Genomic DNA, 19379 nt, shown 5'->3' with positions numbered 1-19379 from the left:
AGTGCCCACAATTCGTCGTCAATGATCGGCGCTTGCATCCCCTCGGTCTCCGTTCTCTGGACGACTGAGGTTAACATCGCGCCGCGAAAGTTAACAGACCATCAAGGTTTTTTTTGAACTGGCCTCTTATGCCATTAAGCGCAATGCCGCTAACAGCGGAGTTATGCGCTAGACGGCGCACGTGTTCTCGCATCAAGCTACCGCTCGCCACCGACCAACCGCTGCTGGCGAACAACGCGCCCAAAAGTTCGCAGGTGCGAATTTAAAAAGATCTTTCACAGTGAGATGGCCGACGTTAGCTGAACGACACTTTCTTGCGTCGGCCAAGCAGCAAACAAAGGGCGAGCAGCACGACAATCAAACCAGCAACGATGCCGCCGCGCGCAAGCGCGATCAGATTGGATGAGGGCCCGCCACGCCGCGCCTGCGCCACGTCCTGCTCCGTGATGGGCGCATTGCTATGCCCACCATATTGCTGCAACACGTAGCTGCCCAACAGCGCAACCTCGCGATTGCTCAGTTGCTCGGCGTCGGTCGGCTTGCCCCCGAAACCCGGCATGAACGCCTGGCCGTGCGCCGTCGTCCGATCCACTCCATAGAGAATGGCTGCAATCACATTCTTCGGAGCGCGCGAGCCGGTGACCGAGTTATCGAACAGGCTCGGGTAATACCCGTCCTTGCTGCCTTCGCCGTGCGCGGAGTGACAGGAGGCGCAATTGCCCTGAAATAGCTCGGCACCGGTGGGGTTCGAGTCGCCGTTGGTGACGCCGTCGGTGCCACGCAACGTTACGACCTCCATAGAGGCCTTGCCCTGCGTGAAGCGAGAGGCGTCGTCGGCCGGGTCGTGGACGGGGGGCACCGCCTTCACGTAAGTAGCGATCGCGTTCAGGTCATCCGTCGTCAGATACTGGAAGCTGTGTTCGACCGCTTCCCCCATGCTGCCGCCGGCCTGCGCCTTGCCCGCAACGCGTCCTGTACGCAGATATTCGACGAGCTCCGCGTGAGTCCAGTTGCCGATGCCGCTCGTCGGATCCGACGTGATGTTCGGGGCATGCCACGGACCGACATCCGCGCCGGCCAGGCCTTGGCTCGCCAACTCCTGCATCAAGAAGCCGCGCGGCGTATGACACGTGCCGCAATGCGCCGCGCCTTGCACGAGATAAGCGCCGCGATTCCACTCGACCGACTCGCGAGGATCCGCCTCGTATGGCTTCGGGTCCAGGAACAACAGATTCCAGAGCCTCATCGACATGCGCACGTTCATCGGGAACGGCAGACTGGTCTTCGGCCCCGGCTTGTCCACCGGCGTCACCGCTTGCGTAAAGTAGGTGTAAAGCGCATGCACGTCGTCGTCTGTCAATTTCGCATACGACGTATAAGGCATTGCCGGGTACAGATTCCCGCCGTCGCGACGTATGCCGTGTCGAACCGCGTCCGAGAATTCCTGCTCGGTGTAGTTCCCGATCCCGGCGTCCTTCGATGACGTGATGTTAGTGGAATAAATGGTCCCAAGCGGCGTACTGATCGCCAGTCCGCCCGCAAAGGGCTTGCCTTCGGGCGCCGTATGGCAAGCCACGCAGTCCGAGGCGGTTGCCAGGTATGCGCCACGCTTGATCAATCGGGAGGTTTGATTCAGGTCGTCTGCGGCATGAGCACAGACCGCCGTGACGATGCCCGCGACGAGCGCCGAGAGTCGACCAAGGCGATTTACAAGTTTGCGCATGTTTAACTGTGCTTCAGTTGATCAACGATGGCGTCTGCGGCCTTCAATGCTAAGGCCGTCATGGTGAGCGTGCTGTTCGACCCGGTTCCGGTCGACATCGCGGCGCCGCCCGGAAGGAACAGGTTCGGATGATTGTGTGCACGGCAATCCACGTCGACAACGGAGGTCGAGGGATCCGTGCCCATGATGCAGCCGCCCATGATGTGATCGCTGTTGAGAAACTCGGGCGAGATGACCACTTTGGTCGCACCGAGTCCGGCTGCGAGGCGCTTTAACGTCGGTACGGTATATTCCTGCGCGCTGCGGCGTACGTAGTCGCTGACGTCATAGTAGATGTTCGGCTTGTTGATTCCGAGCCAGTCCTTCTTGTCGGACAACGTGAGCCGATTGTAGGGCAGCGGCAGCGGCTCATGCTCCACGGTCAGCTTTGCCGTGCAGGCCGAAAGACGGCGAATCTCGGCGTCCAGCGCCTTGCCCACCAGCCCCTTCTTCAACGCCGCGGCCGCGCCGATCGGACTGCGTGCCAGGTTTTCCATGCGGAACATCGCACCCGCATATAGACTCCGGAACTCTCCCTGGGTCGTGTTGAGGATGCTGCTGCTCTGAACGGGGCCAACGCCAGTCCATAGCGGTTCGTCGAGTTCGACCTCGGCGATCAGCTTGGGCTGGTCCATCATGTTGCGGCCGACCTGATCGGAGCTGTTGGCCACGCCATTCGGATTGTTCGCGTCTTTTGAGAGCAAAAGCAGCTTCGGCGTCTCGATGCCGTTGCAGGCGATCACGAAGAGCTTACCCGTGACCCGGTGCGATCGTTTTTCCGGATCGAAATAATGCACGGCTTGAACGGCGTTCTTGTTCCCGGTCTCGATCCGGTACACGACTGCGTTCGTTAGGATCCGCCCACCCTTCGCCTCGATCCGGGGCAACGACGTCGCGGCGTCGTATTTGGCGCCGATGGGGCAGACAGGGAAGCAATTGTTGTTGCCACAGCACGCCGGGCGTCCGTGATAGGAAACGCCGCTGTTGCGCGCTTGAGGCGCCGGGATGTTCAGCAGGCCAATCTTCGCGGCGACATCGGTAAATCGTTGCTCGCCCGGTCCAAAGGGAATCGGCCCCATCGGATAGGGCTTCGAGCGTTTATTCCCCAGCGGCCATTGATGCGCGGGATCGGATGGCCCGCACACGCCCAATGCGTATTCCGCCCGCGTGTAGTACGGCTCGAGGACGTCATAGCCGAACGCCCAATCGCGCCCCACGCCATAAAGGCTTTTGAGCCGCATGTCATCGGGCGTCATACGCCAGCAAATCCCTGCCCAGTGCCATGTCGCGCCGCCTGCGTAACGCACGTAGCCTTGCATGTACGCACGTGCATTGGGGCCTTCCAGTTGCAGATACTCTTCCTGTTCGTGGGGCGTCCTCGTTTCGAGGTGCGGGGCCCACGGTTTGGGTGGATAAGGCGCATTCCAATGACCGATGCGAAGGCTGGGCGGCAAATTGCGGAAGTTCTCCACAACGCGCCAGCGTTCGACCCGGGGGCCCGCCTCTAACATCAAAACTGACAACCCTGCATCGAGGGCCTGCTCCGCTATCTGGCAACCCACCACGCCGGTTCCCACGACGACGACGTCGGCGCTGTCATCACTCGACATTTGCTATTTCCTTTTGGAGCCAATCAGATTAAAAGCTGGGCATATCGCTCAAGGCGGCCGCGTCGGCGTTCCAGCCGTTGGGGCGCGACCTGGCGTAGCTCGGAATCGTCATCACGTCCCGCGTGGGCTGATACATCAGCGCGTGCTCGTAGGCGATCACCTCAGCGCCGGGCTCGTCCACCACGACGCCCAGGTACCACGCTGAGATGATGGCAAGCGCCGCTTCCTTGACCGGGCCGTCCGGCACGTCCGGGAAGAAGTCCTCGACAACGCGCGTGTTCTTCTTATTCGCGATCGCAAGCAGCTCCGTTACGTGATCGCGCAGTGCGGGGTCACGCGCAAGCATGGCAGCCGCGATGCGTTTGCCGATATGGCCATCGAGGCGGTGGGGAATCAGCCGCGACGAAATGCCCATGAACTGCGCCGCGAACTCGTCGGACAATGGCACCTGCGTGCAGAGCGCAGGAAGGGCGGCCATTGCCGCCACGCTTCCGGCCAACAAGAGGCCGCCCACCAGGACCTTGCGGCGAGAAAGAATGAACGCAGTGGGGTAGTCATCACGGTATCGGTCAGTCATATTTGTACGAACACCTGGCAGCGGAAATCTGCATCATGGGTTTGGCAATGGGAACTCGGCGCACCTGCGAACTGTGCGTTATGACTTCGTCCGCTTTTGTGGGATGGCGGCATGCGGCAGTACACGAGCTGCAATGTGAGTCGATTTCCAAATGAAACTGGACTATTGCAATTGAAATTTGAGGCTCGCGGCGCCAACGCCGCGAGCCGGCCTTCAAGGCCTATACTTGAGCCACCTTGAACACGGCGACCTCATCCTGAAGTGCCCGAGCCTGTTCTGCCATCGAATGCGCGGCGGCGGAAGCCTGCTCGACCAACGCCGCATTCTGCTGCGTGACCCGGTCCATCTGCGTGATCGCCACATTTACCTGCTCGATGCCGTCGCGTTGCTGCTGCGAGGCTGAAGCAATCTCGCTCATGATGCCCGTCACCCGCTGCACCGATTGCACGATTTCGACGATCGTGCCTCTAGCCTCTTCGACAAGCTTGGCCCCCGCACGAACGCGGTCCGCCGATTCGCCGATCAAGTCCTTGATGTCTTTCGCGGCCACGGCGCTGCGCTGCGCCAACGTGCGGACTTCGCCCGCAACCACGGCGAACCCGCGCCCTTGTTCGCCCGCCCGGGCCGCTTCCACAGCTGCATTCAGTGCGAGGATGTTCGTCTGGAATGCAATTCCCTCGATGAGCCCGATGATCTCGGAGACCTTGCTCGAACTTTCCGAAATTGCGTCCATCGTCCCCGATACCTGCGCGACGACATCTTCGCCTCGCACAGCAACGCTCGATGCGGTAGCGGCCAGCACGGCGGCCTGATTCGCGTTATCGGCGTTTTGTTGAACCGTCGACGTTAACTCTTCCATGCTCGCAGCCGTTTGCTCGAGAGCCGCCGCCTGCTCCTCCGTGCGCTGCGAGAGATCGGCATTACCCGCGGCCAACTGTTGGGTCGCTTCGCCGATGGAATGGCTGGCCTGCTTCACATTGCCGACGATTCTCGCCAACTGCGCAATCGCCGCATTCACGGCTTCCGCCAGCAAACCGACCTCGTCTCGCCGGCGCACATCAATTGCCACGCTCAGATCGCCCTGTGCCAGCGCTTGCGCGCCATATACAACCTCCTGCATGGGTTGGACGATTGAGCGGGTGGCCAAAATGGCCAGCGCCAGCGCGACGACGCAGGACAGCACGGCCGCGGTCCATAGCATGAGGCGCGCCGCTGCATAAGCGTCCACGGATTCTTGTTTAGCCTCGTCCATCGCCGATCCCGAGTGCCTGGCAAAGCCATCGAGAGCTGCGAAGTACGATTTCAGGATCGGCCCAAGGGCTGCCAGATCGTCCTGTGCACGGGGATCGTGCGCTCCCAGCTTATCGAGAACAGACACGAGTGCCACGTGGTAAGCCTCACGTGCATGCAAGACCGGCGCATAGGCGGCTTTGCCTCTGTCCGTCACCACATGTTGGCCCAGCTCTTTGTACGTTTCAGTATTCTCGTTGATCAGCCTGCGCATTTCGGCCAAATCTGACGCCTGCTGTTCGGGTGAATCGAGCAGCGTAGCGTAGGCCATCCGCGTCACGGTAAGGGAATTTTTTTCGATGAGCGTCAGGCGCTGCTGCTGACGCAGATGGAAGTCCACAATTGCATGCAGGTCATCGCTCATGCGCGACATCTTCACTTGTACAACCGAGCAAGTTGCAACCAGCAACAAAAGCACAACACCGAACGTCGCCATCAATCGACTGCCGATCTTCATACCGACTCCGTGAATTGCAATGGATCATATATCGGCATCGGCGGTTCGAAATTAAGGGGTACCAACGTTCCTTAATAGTCACAGGTGAAACTCGAATGCGTCACTTCGTTACCGACGTGCCGAAGTGACGCTGTCCTTTCACTCGACTGCGGTCCGACGCGGCCGACCGTAGGCACCCGATGTCGCCGCCCAACCCGATACCCGTACTCACGTCAGCATTGCGGCAACGCGAGCCGTATGGCGGTCAGAGGTGCAATGCTTTGGTTCGAGTCGTTACTCCTGATAGGGCATCGAATGCCGTGCCACCAAGGCCGACGCCAATCCCACCGCCAGTACCCCGGCAACGATCGCCTCACGCCGCCCCGGTGAAGGCGGCTCGCTCACCTGCCGTAGCGCCAGCCAGCCGTGCTCGGAGCGTGGTTCACGCTGGATGGCATAGCTGACGATCGAGGCGGCAATAAACGGGCAAGGTTGCGACGAGCGCGTAGAGCACGGCGCCAAGGTGCGCGAGGCCGCCCCCGCTCGACCGCCACGAACGCAGACACGGTAACGACAGGTACGCCCAACCATTTGGTGTCGCCCGTCACCCGTTCGACGATGAAGATCGGCACGAGCAACGCGGCTGCGCGCAACAACATATTCCAGTCAATCAACGACTCAGCATTCCCGACGAATTCCTGTAACGATCGGCGTGCCGCCATGCGTCCGTTGATCCGGCCGCTGCAACGGTGCTTGCCACCGGAATCGGTGCCCGGCGCATACCAGCACGTGACTCAAGGCTCGCGGCGGCCACCGAAATGACGCGCGAGGGATCACACAGGAAGCGCAATCATGAAGCTGCGTTTTGCGCCGTTTCCTGCGCCCACGTTTGCAAATTGCGAGCTTGTCTCCACCTCGCCGCCCTCGATCGAAATGCCTGCCTGTGCCTCTGACACACCGCCGCAAGGGTTGGAAAGTCGTTATCGCATTGCGTCGACAACCTGCCCGGTTGGGGGGCTGCGCGTTACCATGCTGGCACGACATCCCGTTTCGAAAGGAACAGGGATCGCGAATGGGTGATAACTTTATCAGTATAACCCCTTGCACGTGGGTCGCGCTAGTGACGCCAAAATTCGTCATGCAGCAGCTGCAAGGGCGTCCTCGACGGGCTTCATGTGAAGGGACTTGTCGGCATCGTCGCGGTACGAGTGCCAGTGTCGTGCGGATTTATTTCGCAGGAAGGTCGACAGACGCTGCGGATACCTGGCGTCGCATCTACGATGTACTTCGGCCACTCGTTCGTGCAAGCTGAATGCTCCCTCATTGCCAGGTCCTGCCGCTGGTGAACGCTGGCTCATGGCCGCCGCCGTTCCGTCGGCGAATGCGCCCAACCGCCCCAATGCAGCCGCTCAAATCGGAGGTTCGTAGGCGGGTATCGGCGGAAGAACGTCCATTCGCCCGGATACGGTCGCCCGTGCACTCCGGCCTGGAGTTGCGGTTCGTCGACGCGACGAGAACTGGCAATCACTGCGGCCGAGGTGCGAACTTAGCCGCCCGCAGCTGGCCATTCGACGCGCCGAGCACCGGGGACAACGTCTCGATGAGTCGCTCTCTTGCTCAGGCCCGACTCGCCGTCGCAAGCTCCTCTGTCACTGCAAGAAACCTCGCTACGTCACCCGGTCCGTGGCAATGCAATGGAGAGATGCGCACGGCGCCGTCAAGACGGAACGATTTCAACATGCGCCCCGAGTAATGGCTCGTCGCGATTCGCTCATATACGGTCACTCCACGCTCCTCATAGGCGCGCACGGCGGTGGTCGGGTCCAACCCATCGAAGCCTATGCCTGCGATCAGGTCGCGGCGCGTCAAGTCGTCGTGGTCCCAGAACACTCGCACGCCGTCAATGGCTCGCAGTCCACGCTGTCCTGCAACCCCGTCGAGCAACAACGAAAGCAGCGCACGCTCGTGCTCCTCGATACGCAGCATGCCCTTCACGAGCAGTTCGCGCCGGTCTTCGGCGTCGCTGAATTGCGCACCGATCCACGCGACGTAGTCGACGATTGCGCTCACGACAGCGAAGTGCGCCGGCGCGGGACTTCCCAGTTCCCAGACGCCCTTCTCCCTGGCATCGAGCCGATGATGCGGCAGCTCGGCGAGTCGTTCCGACAGCCACGCGACGCCCGCTCCTCTGCAGCCAAAGAACTTGTAAGGCGCAAAACTGATGCCGTCGACAGGCGTCTTCTGCAGGTCGATGACCGCGTGCGGCGCATGCTGGACCGCATCGACGATGATGTACAGATCCGGCTTGCGCGCCCGCGCCCGTTCGACGATGGCCGCGATATCCAGTTTCGCGCCTGAAATGTTGGAAGCGTACATCACGCTCAGCAGCGCGGTGTCGTCGTCGATCAGGGAGACGATCGCATCTGCATCGATACCGCCCGTCTCGGCGTTGCTCGGCGCGATGCGCAATGCCTTGCCCGTGCGTTCGCAGTAGAGCTTCATCGCATCGAAGGATGATGGATGCTCGAGAATGGTCGTCACGGCGTTCGTTCCCGGCACGTTCTCCATAACGGCGCGCACCATCTCGAACATCGCGGCCGATGCCGTCAGCGAGAGATACACACTGCCGTCTCGCGCGTTAAAGATGCGGCGAATGTCTTCTTCTCCGCGGGTCTGGATGTCCTGCAAATACCGTGCGCGCTCGTGAATGCGCTCGGGACAATCCGGCAGCGCATCGATGCGAGCGAACGCTTCCGACGCCGCCTTCAGTCTGAACGATCCGCCGGCGTTGTCGAAGAAGAGGCGCGCACGCCCATCGACATCGCAATCGACGTAATGAAAGCGGCTCTTGATCTGCTCCATGAGCGATTCGGCAAACAACTGCCCCTGGCGACTGCTCATCTTACTTGCTCCTCGTTCCATGATTTCCCTGTCTGTCTTCACCGATGCTCACGCGTCCAGCGAGGCGACGTAAGCCTTACCCTTCTCCGCGTCGTACTGGCCTTCCCATTTGGCGATGACGAGAGGAGCGAGCGCATTGCCGACCACGTTCAGCGCAGTGCGTCCCATGTCCATGATGCGATCGACGCCCGCGATGAACGCGAGCCCTTCGAGCGGCAGACCCGCGCTCGCGAGCGTCGTCAGCAAGATGACAAACATGAAGCCAGGGACGCCCGCCGCCCCTTTGGACGTGACGACCATCGTCAGCACGAGCACGATCTGCTCTTGCAGGCCGAGATGCACGCCATAGAGCTGCGCGACGAACAGCGTGCCGATGCCGAGGTAGATTGAAGCGCCGTCGAGGTTGAAGGTGTAACCCGTTGGCACCACGAAGGTCGTGATGCTTTTGGGCACGCCGAGGTCCTCCATCTTTTTCATGAGTTGCGGCAGCACCGTAGCCGAACTGCAAGTGGAGAACGCGATGATGAGTTCATCCTTGATGACCCGGAGCAACGTGAAGATGTTGAAACCGAAGAGTCGCGCGGTCACACCCAGCACGAACACCGCAAACAGAATGATCGCGAGATACGTAACCGCGACGAGCTTGATCAGCGGAAGCAGCGAACCGAAGCCGAAGCTCGCGACGGTCACAGCGATCAACGCGCACACGCCGAAGGGCGCATACCGCATGACCATGCCGGTGACCTTGAACATGGCATCGCTGATACCTTTGAAAGTCGCAAGCACGGGCTTGCGATATTCGGCGGGCACCGATTGCAAGCCGAGCCCGAAAAGCACGGAGAAGAAAATCACCGGTAACAGATCGCCGCGGCCCATCGCCATGATGACGTTGTCGGGAATGATGCTCAGCAACAGCGCCATGAAGCCGTGATGTCCCTGCGTCTGCTGCGACGTTTGCTGATAGCGCGAGATGTCGGTGTGGCCGAGTTGCGACAGATCGGTGCCGAGTCCCGGGTGCAGGACGTTGCCGAGCACGAGGCCCAGCACGATGGCGATCGTCGTGACCACTTCAAAGTAGATCAGCGTCTTCAGGCCGATGCGCCCGAGCGAACGGCCGTCGCCCACGCCCGCGATGCCCATCACCATGCTTGTGAAGACGATCGGCACCACGACCATCTTGATCAGGCGGATGAAGATGTCGCCGGCCGGCTGAAGAAAGCCGTTGATTGCCGATTCGCGAAACTCGGGAAAACGGTTGAGCACCGCGCCCACCGCAATACCGACGACGAGACCGATCAGGATTTGCCAGGCGAGCCCGACGCGCCGCTTGCGCTCCGCGCGCTGGGTTTGAGGTGTTTCCAAGACGGATTCCATGCATCCTCCAGACACTTGCCAGTTGATATGGATAGGCCGCTTCTTACTAGCGCACCCTGGCGAGCCTCGCCCGGGACTCGTTACAGCAAAAGGTAACCAGCCGAAAAGAACTAAAAAAACGATTTTTTTCTATGAGAAACTATCGCTTTAAGTGATGACAATGCCGAGCTCATGCTGACCTTCAAGCAGATGGAAGCGTTGTACTGGATCGTTCAGCTCGGTTCCTTCGAGGCCGCGGCGACGCGCCTGAACACGACCCAGTCGGCGGTATCCAAGCGCGTGCAGGAACTGGAGCGTGCGTTCGACGTCGCGGTGTTCGACCGCGCGAATCGCAGTGCGCGTCTCACGGAGAAAGGGACGGACTTCTTCGAGCACGCGAAGGAATTGCTCGAACGCCGCGACCGGATCGTCGAGCGCATGAGTTCGAAGGAATCGCTGGTGCGACAGATTCGCATCGGTGTCACCGAGCTCACGGCGCTGACGTGGCTGCCACGTCTCATCGCGGCGATTCAAGCCGAGTATCCGAAGGTCAAGGTCGAAGCGGAAGTCGATCTCAACGCGACGTTGCGCGAACGGCTGGCGGCGGCGACGGTGGACGTCATCATCGTGCCGCAGACGCACGAGGTCGAGGCGTTCGCTGCCACGCTCGTCGGTCAGGTCGAGAATGCATGGATGAGCGCGGCGAGCCTCGCGCCGGGCAAACGTGCCATTCCGCTGGCGGAGATCGCGAAGTTTCCGCTGATTTTGCAGGGCGGCTTATCCGGAACAGGCTACGTCTACAGCCGGTTTCTGGAAGAACAACGCGTGGCCTTGCAGAAAGTGCTGGCGAGCAACAGCCTCATCGCGCAGATCGGGCTGACGATTTCCGGGCTCGGCGTCAGCTACTTACCCAAAGCATGCCTCGCGCGCATGCTCGAGCGACGCGCGCTCGTCGTGGTGCCCACGCGGCCCGCGCTGCCACCTGTGAGATACATCGCCATGCATCGGGCAGAACAGTCACATTCGTTGAGTGCCGCGGTGGCGCGCCTGGCTGCGCAATCGTGCGATTTCTCCTCAAATCTGCTTGATCCCGGAAGCTAGCCATGAGCGTACGCAGTCAAGATCGCCGACTTACAGACCGAGCCTCGTGTGTTTCTCAATAGTCAGTAAGGTAGGAGCCGCCGGAAAAGAGGCCATCGGCGCCAAGCGGCCGCATACGAGTAACTAAATGAGGCAAGTGGCCACTACCCGGCTAAGTTCAAGTGCGGGCAGGTCGGCCTTTGCCGACAATCGGGTATCGGCTTCGGTCAGGCAGCTGCTTGAGATTCTCCCTCCCGACGTTCGTCGGTAGCTGTTGTCGCTCGCAATTTCCGCTAGCGGCGTCCACAGCGTTTTCTTACCATTGCCGCGGGCGTACCGGTCGCCGGGGCAGCCTCCGCAGCCGACCTTTCAGCCTGCCTTCGAGTGCAGCTCGACTCCCCCTTGCCGCAAGTCGCCTAAAAGGCCGCTGCCGTTGCGGTTACGCATGGCCGCACTTGCCCCTCTTCCTCTCGCCTCCAACGAACGAATACGGCCAATTCGACGCTGTTTTGCCCTCTTGGCCCCCGAGGCTTAAGGACAGCGGACTACCCGGGTAAACGATGTAACCCGAGCGACCCCTCAATTATTGACACGGCTCTCAATTATGCTAAATTTCTATCGCATAATTGATTCTGTATCAAATAAGCCGATGTGACAGCGCGGTCAGATGGCACTCAAGACAACAACAATTCGTATAACTACTTATATGGAGATGCAGCATGCTTCGGAGACACGCAGCGCTTTGTTCCTTTACTGCCATTCTTGCCGCGCCGGCCTACGCTCAGAGTTCGGTGACGCTCTATGGAATTGTCGACATCGGCTTGACGTATACGAATAATGCACAGACAGGCGTCGTGGGCAGAAAGCCCGTCGGTGGCTCACAGTTCGCCTTGACAGACGCTCACGCGACCGGACTTAGCGGCAGCCGTTGGGGCCTGCGCGGCTCAGAGGACCTCGGTGGCGGGCTGAGTACGATATTCGTTCTGGAAAACGGCTTCCTTGCCAATAGCGGCGCGCTGGCACAAGGCGGTGCTGAATTCGGTCGCCAGGCTTACATTGGGTTGTCCAATCCGCTCGGCAAGGTGACGCTGGGCAGGCAATACGACCCTCTCATCGATTTTGTGCAGCCATTTGCGGCTTCGGGATCGTGGGCCGGCTATATGGGCGCCCACCCCGATGACCTCGACAATCTGACCAATACAAACCGGATCAACAATTCGATCAAGTTTTCCACGGCCAAATTCGGCGGCTTCAGCGCGGGCGCACTGTACAGCCTGGGAGGTGTCGCAGGCAACGCCACGCAAAATCAGATCTGGTCTCTTGGCGCGGGCTACACGGGCGGTGCTTTTTCGTTCGGCGCAGGCTACCTGAATGCGCGCGACCCGAATGTATCCTTTTACGGGAATACCCCGAACAAGGGGACAGCGACGGCGAACAACATCGGTTCGGCCGGAAGTCCCACAAGCGCGCAGTCGTATCCGGTCTACGCTGGATATGCTTCGGCAAAAACGCTCGAAATTCTGGGCGCCGGCGCTTCGTACACGCTTGGCGGCGCAGCTTTTTCATTTGCCGCGACCAACACACGATTCAACCACCTCGGCTCGACGTCCGGCCCGAATCCGCTCGGCTACAGTGGCGATGCCGTGTTTACCAGCTTTGATTTCAACGTGCGATACAGCCTCACTCCATACCTGCAACTGGGGAGCGGCATCGACTACACGCACCGAAACTCGGTAAAGGGCGACGACGGCGCGAAGTACCTGCAACTCGATCTCGCGGTCGATTACTTCCTGTCCAAGCGAACGGACCTTTACCTTCTGACCGCGATGCAACGCGCGATGGGAACGGATTCCCTGGGGCAATCCGCCGTAGCGTCAATCGCCGGTTTCAGCCCATCCACAACCAATAAGCAAATTGGCGTACGCATCGGCATTCGCCATAAGTTTTGAGGCTTTAGCCGGCGCTCGCTCCGCGCAGCTTACGGGGTGCGCGCGCAGTTTGCAGCTTTGCGGCGGCTGGCGCGCTCTGCGCCTGCCAAATCGCAAAACCGTCAAGCAGCAGTTTCAGACCCTCATCGAAGGCCTGTTCCGAGCTAAGCCGTGAGAAGGCCGCACCTACGATCTTCGCAGCCGGATAACGATCGTCGGGCACCTCGTCGAACTTCCCGCGCAGATAGGTCGAATGTTCCGCAGGCGACTGGCGACCCGCCGCTGAAATGCTCGACGACAACAGGTATTGCGCAAGCAGGTGATACGCGAGCGCTGCGCGATCGGCGGCGAAGCCACCTTGCAGGAAGGCGGATGTGATGTGATTGAACAGCGCCATCCCGTAGTCGATCTCGCCCGGCGCCACCGCCTGAAACAGGCGAAAGCGGTTGTGTGAAGCCACATAAAGGCTCACCCCTGGCATTTCCCTGGCAAGCGAGTAAGACGTGCGCGCGATGATCTCCACATCGGAGCGCCAGTTTCCCGTCAAGGCTGGCAGCGCTTCGAGACGCCGCCGGTAGTAACCATTCAGGACGCCGGAAATGAGGTCGTCGCGACTGCCGAGGTAGTAATGAATCAGCCCAGGGGCGACTCCGAATTCCTTCGCCAACTGCACCATCGATACCTGATCGAGCGGCAGGGTCTTCGCCATTTCGCTCGCGCGTTCGATGATGACGTTGCGCGACAGCAAGGATTCCGCGCCGATGGGCGCTGCGGATTTCGGCGGGCGTCCGCGCCTGCGCGGTGGCAGTTCTGCGGGGGTTTCTGGCTTCCTGGTGGTACGTGCGGTCATCGATGACAGTCGTGGCTCGGGCAAGTCCCAACAGTGTACCTTCAAATTTTATTTGACATAGTCTCAATTAATTCATAACCTGATCTGCATCAAGCTCAAATTCTCATCGGAGGAGACGTGGATCAGGTGGAAAAAGCGGTCGTGACCGCTGGTTTGCGCGGTGCGAACTGGGACCCGGCACTCATGCGCCGCCCTCATACGGTCGTCCCTTACGCGCTGCAAACCGCAGACGGCCAGAAGACGCTCGGCTTTCTGTTTTCGGCGACGGGCGAGGAAAAGACGGTCGTGTCGATCATGCATCCGCGCGAGATGTCCGTGACGCACTACCTCGTACCCGCCGTGCTCGACGCCGGCTGCGCGTGCTGGGTACAGGGTCCGCGTTCTATCGGCAACGATCTGCGGCTCGAACACGAAATCGCCCTGCTCGACGTGGCGGCCGGCATGCAGCATCTGCGTACACTCGGCTATCGCGATATCGTGCTGCTCGGCAACTCGGGCGGCGGCGCGCTGTACGCGTTCTATAACCAGCAGTCGCAACTCGTTTCCGCACAGCGGTTGGCACGCACACCAGCGGGACGGCCCACAGGGCTTGCCGAGGTTGAACTGCCGGGCGCGGACGGCTTCATTCTGGTCTCTCCGCATCCGGGACAAGGTGCGATCCTGCTGAACAGTCTCGATCCAAGCGTTGTCGACGAGAACGACCCGATGTCCGTCGATCCCCTGCTCGACCCGTTTTCACCCGACAACGGCTATGACCCTGTTACGCGCACGGCGCGCTACACAAAAGCGTTCGTCGAACGCTACCGCGCAGCCCAACTGTTGCGTGCAAAGCAACTCGACGAAAAAGCGCGCAGCCTGATCGAACGAAAGCTGGATGCGCGCCGCCGCCTGAAGGGCGAAGCGCCCTCGTTTGCCGATCGTCGCGTCGCTGCGCATGCGCCGATCTTCCCGGTCTGGCGCACGGACGCCGATCTGCGCGCGTGGGATACCTCGCTCGATCCGTCCGATCGCAAGCCCGGCTCGCTGTGGGGCAACGATCCGTTCGCGTCGAACTGGGGCAGCGTTGCCTTCGGGCGCGTGGTCACGCCGGAATCGTGGCTTTCGACGTGGTCGGGACTTTCGTCGCAGGCATCGTTCGAGAAATGCGCCGCGTCGATCGTCGCCCCCACGCTGCTGCTCGAATACACGGGGGACCAGTGTGCGTTCCCGCAGGATTTCGAGGTCATCTTCAATGGCCTCGGCGCCGCCGACAAAACCCGCATTCGCGTGCGCGGCAACCACCACGGCATGGCACTGCAACGCGACGAGCCGTCGGGACGCGAGATCGCGGGGCGCCATATCGTCGAATGGCTGAACACGCGCTTCGGCGCACACTGAATACTGGAATTCGCATCACGATGGAGACAACGTTGGAACAACAGACAATCCGACCCCGCGTCGCGTTGCCGGGCGTGCGATACCCCGACGAAGCGAGGCTGCGCGCGTATCTCGACGCCGGCGTGCTCGGCACGCAGTCGCTGACATCGGCGCTGCGCGAAGCGTTCGAGAAACATGCCGCGAAGCCCGCGATCGTCGGCCCGGAGGCCGAGTACAGCTATGCGCAACTCGACGACCTCACTAACCGCTTCGGCACTGCGCTGCTCGAGCTCGGCGCGCGGCCGCTCGATCGCGTAATCCTGCAGTGCGGTAACTGCAACGAGTTGCTGATCGCATTCATTGGCTGCCTGAAGGCCTCGCTGATTCCGCTGTGCGCGCTCCAGGCCTTCCGCAAGCATGAGATCACGTATCTCGGCAATCTCTGCGAGGCGACGGTACACGTGATCCAGGGTGATGACCCGAAGTTCGACGACGTCGCCTTCGCCGAGGAAATGCGCGAGCATGTGCCGTCCCTGAAGATCGCGATCCAGGCGCGCGGCGTGCAACGCGGCGAAGCGCTCGCGTTGTGGTCGCTCATCGAAGGCATGCCCGCGGATGAAGCGCGCGGACGGCTTGCACAGATCGAGGATGATCCGTTCCAGGCCGCAGTATTTCAGCTCTCAGGCGGCACGACCGGCGTGCCGAAGATCATCCCTCGCTTTCACAACGAGTATCTATACAACATGCAGGCTGTCGCGGCGTGGAACGGCTATACGAGCGACGACGTGCTCTTCATGCCCACGCCGTTCATGCACAACATGAACATGGTCTGCTTCTTCGGGCCGATCCTCCTTGCGGGCGGGCGAGTGACGGTGTGCCCCGATATCTCCGCACAAACGCTCTCAACCACGATCGAGCACTACGACCCGACCTGGTACGGCCTCGCGGGCCCGATACTTTCACGCGTGGCAGACCAGATGAGGCGTGCCGCTCCCGAAACCAAGGCGCGCCGCAAGCTGATCGGCCCGAAGAACGCGCCGCGCCTGCGCGAGATGCTCGGCTCGCCCTGCTATCACATCTTCGGCATGACCGAGGGCGTGATCATGTTCACGCAGGCAGGCGATCCGGATTACGCGCTCGACGAATCCGTCGGCCGCCCGGTGTCCACGTGGGACGAGGTGAAAATCGTCGAAATAGGCGGCGAAAAGGAAGTTCCCGACGGCGAAACGGGCGAAGCGATTTTTCGCGGACCGTACACGATTCGCGGGTATTACAAGTCGGAAAAGGAAGACGTGCATCGCTTCACCGCCGACGGTTTTTATCGCTCAGGCGATCTCATGATGGCCGAGGTGATCGACGGAAAGCGTTACTACTTTTTCCGGGGTCGCACGAAAGACGTCGTCGATCGCGGCGGCGAAAAGATCAACGCGGAAGAACTCGAGAACGTCATTAACTGCTGTCCGAACGTGCATGCGTCGGCAGTCGTGGGCATGCCCGATCCGGTTTACGGCGAGAAGGTCTGCGCGTTCGTCGTGCTCGACCCGGCAGCCACGACGCTCACGCTCGCCGAACTTACGGCCTTTCTCGAAGCGGAAGGACTCGCAAAGTTCAAATGGCCCGAACGACTCGAATTGATTGACGAATTTCCTGTCACCGCGTCCGGCAAGCGCAGCAAGGTGTTGTTGCGCCAGCAATTGATCGAGCGCCTCCAGCATGAGGGCGCTGCATTTACCTCCAATCGAGGATAAGTCATGAACCAGCCCATCCACTCGTACCAGCTCACGGGCCCCGTGCTGCGCGGCGTGCATCACACCGCGCGCCCCACCTGGAAGCTCGAAGAAACCGTGCATTTCTATCGCGACCTGCTCGGCCTGCCGCTCGTGCACGCGATCTCCGCGCGCGGTTGGGGTCCAGTCGATCATGCCGACTTTCTGCACTTCTTCTTCGACAGCGGCAACGGCAGCACGATTGCGTTCTTCTACTACATCGGCACCGAGCGGCCTGAACGGCTTGCACCAAGCGATCACTACCAGGTGAGAGCGACGCATACCGCGTGGCAGGTTACTGACGCGGCCGAGCTGGCCGCATGGCGCGCGCGTGTCGAGCAGGCAGGAATCGAACTGCGCTATCAGGTACGTCACGAAGTGATCGAGTCGATCTACTTCAACGATCCGAACGGTTACCCGATCGAAATCACCTACCAGACGCGCCCGTTCGACACCATGGATGCCGCGGACGCCGCCCGCACGATCGAAGCCGCAATCGACATGGAACGGCGAGGCGCGGCCGGCGAACCATTTGCCTCGATCGAACCTGTGTGGCAGTGCAAGGGGCGGCGTCTGGAAGTTTCTGGCGAGGCTGGGGTTGCGTCGGTCTTCGTACTCGACGTACCCGAATTCCGGCCACTCGTCGACGCAGCGCGCGGGTCTGGCATTTACCGCACGACGACGACCGGCGACGGCTATATCCGCATTGACGGCAATCCCGGCATCACGTTCACCCGCAAGGCGCTCGGCTTCAAGCCCGCGGTGTGGTACGGCGCGCTCACGGGCGGCCTCGCAGGCCGCATCGAGCAGTTCGATACCGACCGACTCGTGATCAGCCCGATGGTGCAACAATGAAAGTCGATATCGTAGGCGGTGGCCCGTCCGGCCTCTTTCTCGCCATCCTGCTTGCGCAGAGCGCGCCTGGCGTCGACATCGAAGTGTTCGAGCAGAACGCGCCCGATGCAACGTTCGGCTTCGGAGTCGTGCTCGCCGACACAGGTCTCGCTCGCCTCAGCGACGCTGCTCCCGAAGTCTGCGCCGAGCTGGTAAGGGCGATGAAATTCAGCACACAGCAGACCATCGTCAGCGACGAGAGGGCCATCACAGTGCAGCGTCCGGGCCAGGGGGGCGGGGCGATCGCACGGCTGCGACTGCTTTCGATCCTGCAGGAGCACGCTGCCCGCCTTGGCATTCGCGCGACTTGGTCCTCACGCGTGCTCGACGTCGCGACGCTCGACGGCGACATCGTTGTTGGTGCAGATGGCATCAATTCGCTTGTGCGCGCGAGCGATGAAGTGGGATTTGGCACGACCCGGCGAGACCTGAGCAATCATTTCGCGTGGTTCGGCGTGCAGAAGGCATTCGCGTGTCCCGCGCTCGTGTTCCGACGCCATGAAGGCGGCTATTTCGTCGCTCATTACTACCCTTATTCCGAAGACATGAGCACCTTCGTGGCCGAATGCGACGACAACACGTGGCACGATTTCGGCCTCGAACACACCAGCGCCGAAGAACGCCGCGCGTTGTTCGAACGCGTCTTTGCGCCCGAACTCGCGGGCCATGGTCTTGTCTCGAACAACTCGATCTGGCGGCAGTTCCCGGTGATCCGCAACGCGAACTGGTTCAGCGGCAATCGTGTGCTGATCGGCGATGCCTTGGCCAGCGCACACTTCTCGATCGGTTCAGGCACGCGTATCGCGATGGAAGACTCGATCGCACTCGCACAGTCTATCGCGGCACACGCTGACGACGCAGGGGCCGCGCTGCACGCGTACGTCCAGGCGCGCCGCGAAGCAAAGGATCGGCTGATCGGCGCGTCGGAAGCCTCGTATGAATGGTACGAACAGATCCGCGAATGGATGAACGCATACACCCCGCACGAGTTCGTCTACCAGTTCATGACGCGCACGGGGCGCGTCGACGCAGCACGTCTGCGCGAGCAGTATCCCGCACTCATGCGTGAGCTGGCGAGCGCAGGCGCGGTGCCGGCCGGCGAGGCCATGCAATGACGCACAGCTACGAGTACGTGCTAGGCGTCACACCGTTCGTCGTGCGGCGAACGGTACGTTGGGGCGATTGTGATCCGGCCGGCGTCGTCTACACGGGGCGCTTTCCGGACTATCTGCTCGGCGCCCTGGCGCTCTTCAAGGATCACATCGCGGGCGGCTCGGGGGAAGCACTCGGCCAGCCTTACGGCGTGGGTCTGCCCTGTCGCGGCATGACGTTCGACTTCGGGGGCACGCTTTGGCCCAACGACGTCGTCGATCTCGAATGCTACGTCGGCGAGATCCGCACACGCAGCTTCGACTTGCACTGTGAAGGCCGCCGCCCTGGCGGCGAACCGGTCTTCAGTGCGCGCTTCTCCCCGATCTGCGTTCACGCCCACGTGCGCGAGAGCACGGACATTCCCGCGCCGCTGCGCGCGACGTTGGCACGCCACGGGCGCGCCGTCACAACAAGGTGAACAGGA

At 61.2% G+C, this 19379-nt stretch carries 14 protein-coding genes; 7 read left to right on the top strand and 7 right to left on the bottom strand.

Features of this window, described 5'->3' with window-relative positions; translation table 11 throughout:
* Positions 1 to 295 precede the first annotated feature (295 nt).
* The 6 genes from AB4Y40_RS23770 to gltP form a co-directional block, all read right to left on the bottom strand.
* A complete protein-coding gene (locus AB4Y40_RS23770) occupies positions 296 to 1723 on the bottom strand; it encodes a cytochrome c (RefSeq protein ID WP_368689856.1) in 1428 nt (475 codons plus the stop codon).
* Positions 1724 to 1725: 2 nt separating this feature from the next.
* Positions 1726 to 3372 (bottom strand): GMC family oxidoreductase, encoded by a 1647-nt coding sequence (locus AB4Y40_RS23765; protein ID WP_368689855.1) that lies wholly within the window; start codon positions 3370 to 3372, stop codon positions 1726 to 1728.
* Between the two features lie 28 nt (positions 3373 to 3400).
* Complete coding sequence (locus AB4Y40_RS23760) at positions 3401 to 3949, bottom strand: sugar dehydrogenase complex small subunit (RefSeq protein ID WP_368689854.1); 549 nt, start codon at positions 3947 to 3949, stop codon at positions 3401 to 3403.
* A 220-nt stretch (positions 3950 to 4169) separates the two neighbouring features.
* The gene (locus AB4Y40_RS23755; protein WP_368689853.1) at positions 4170 to 5696 is read right to left on the bottom strand and encodes a methyl-accepting chemotaxis protein; all 1527 of its coding nucleotides are present in this window, start codon (positions 5694 to 5696) and stop codon (positions 4170 to 4172) included.
* Positions 5697 to 7292: 1596 nt separating this feature from the next.
* The gene (locus AB4Y40_RS23750) at positions 7293 to 8576 is read right to left on the bottom strand and encodes an aminotransferase class V-fold PLP-dependent enzyme (RefSeq protein WP_368689852.1); all 1284 of its coding nucleotides are present in this window, start codon (positions 8574 to 8576) and stop codon (positions 7293 to 7295) included.
* A 48-nt stretch (positions 8577 to 8624) separates the two neighbouring features.
* Positions 8625 to 9950 (bottom strand): glutamate/aspartate:proton symporter GltP, encoded by a 1326-nt coding sequence (gene gltP, locus AB4Y40_RS23745; RefSeq protein ID WP_368689851.1) that lies wholly within the window; start codon positions 9948 to 9950, stop codon positions 8625 to 8627.
* Between the two features lie 171 nt (positions 9951 to 10121).
* Here gltP and AB4Y40_RS23740 point away from each other — a divergent pair, with 171 nt between their 5' ends.
* Positions 10122 to 11030, top strand: coding sequence for a LysR family transcriptional regulator (locus AB4Y40_RS23740; RefSeq protein WP_368689850.1), 909 nt, complete (start codon positions 10122 to 10124; stop codon positions 11028 to 11030).
* Positions 11031 to 11728: 698 nt separating this feature from the next.
* Entirely contained in the window at positions 11729 to 12958 is a 1230-nt protein-coding gene (locus AB4Y40_RS23735) for a porin (RefSeq protein ID WP_368689849.1), read from the top strand.
* Positions 12959 to 12962: 4 nt separating this feature from the next.
* Here AB4Y40_RS23735 and AB4Y40_RS23730 read toward each other — a convergent pair whose 3' ends face one another.
* Complete coding sequence (locus tag AB4Y40_RS23730) at positions 12963 to 13787, bottom strand: TetR/AcrR family transcriptional regulator (RefSeq protein ID WP_368689848.1); 825 nt, start codon at positions 13785 to 13787, stop codon at positions 12963 to 12965.
* Between the two features lie 183 nt (positions 13788 to 13970).
* On the opposite strand from AB4Y40_RS23730, the gene AB4Y40_RS23725 reads away from it, so the two are divergent.
* The 5 genes from AB4Y40_RS23725 to AB4Y40_RS23705 are packed head-to-tail and all read left to right on the top strand — an operon-like array spanning position 13971 to position 19373.
* Positions 13971 to 15164, top strand: a complete 1194-nt coding sequence (locus AB4Y40_RS23725) for an alpha/beta hydrolase (RefSeq protein ID WP_368689872.1) — start codon at positions 13971 to 13973, stop codon at positions 15162 to 15164.
* A gap of 32 nt (positions 15165 to 15196) precedes the next feature.
* Positions 15197 to 16891: an AMP-binding protein gene (locus AB4Y40_RS23720; RefSeq protein WP_368689847.1), complete on the top strand. Its 1695-nt coding sequence runs from the start codon at positions 15197 to 15199 to the stop codon at positions 16889 to 16891.
* Positions 16892 to 16894: 3 nt separating this feature from the next.
* The gene (locus AB4Y40_RS23715) at positions 16895 to 17764 is read left to right on the top strand and encodes a VOC family protein (protein ID WP_368689846.1); all 870 of its coding nucleotides are present in this window, start codon (positions 16895 to 16897) and stop codon (positions 17762 to 17764) included.
* Positions 17761 to 18918, top strand: coding sequence for an FAD-dependent monooxygenase (locus AB4Y40_RS23710; RefSeq protein WP_368689845.1), 1158 nt, complete (start codon positions 17761 to 17763; stop codon positions 18916 to 18918). Before AB4Y40_RS23715 ends, AB4Y40_RS23710 begins: the two co-directional genes overlap by 4 nt.
* Positions 18915 to 19373: an acyl-CoA thioesterase gene (locus AB4Y40_RS23705; RefSeq protein ID WP_368689844.1), complete on the top strand. Its 459-nt coding sequence runs from the start codon at positions 18915 to 18917 to the stop codon at positions 19371 to 19373. Before AB4Y40_RS23710 ends, AB4Y40_RS23705 begins: the two co-directional genes overlap by 4 nt.
* Positions 19374 to 19379: the final 6 nt, after the last annotated feature.

The sequence above is a fragment of the Paraburkholderia sp. EG287B genome, assembly GCF_040965595.1.
Taxonomy (GTDB): domain Bacteria; phylum Pseudomonadota; class Gammaproteobacteria; order Burkholderiales; family Burkholderiaceae; genus Paraburkholderia.
This window is presented reverse-complemented; position numbering and strand designations above follow the sequence as displayed.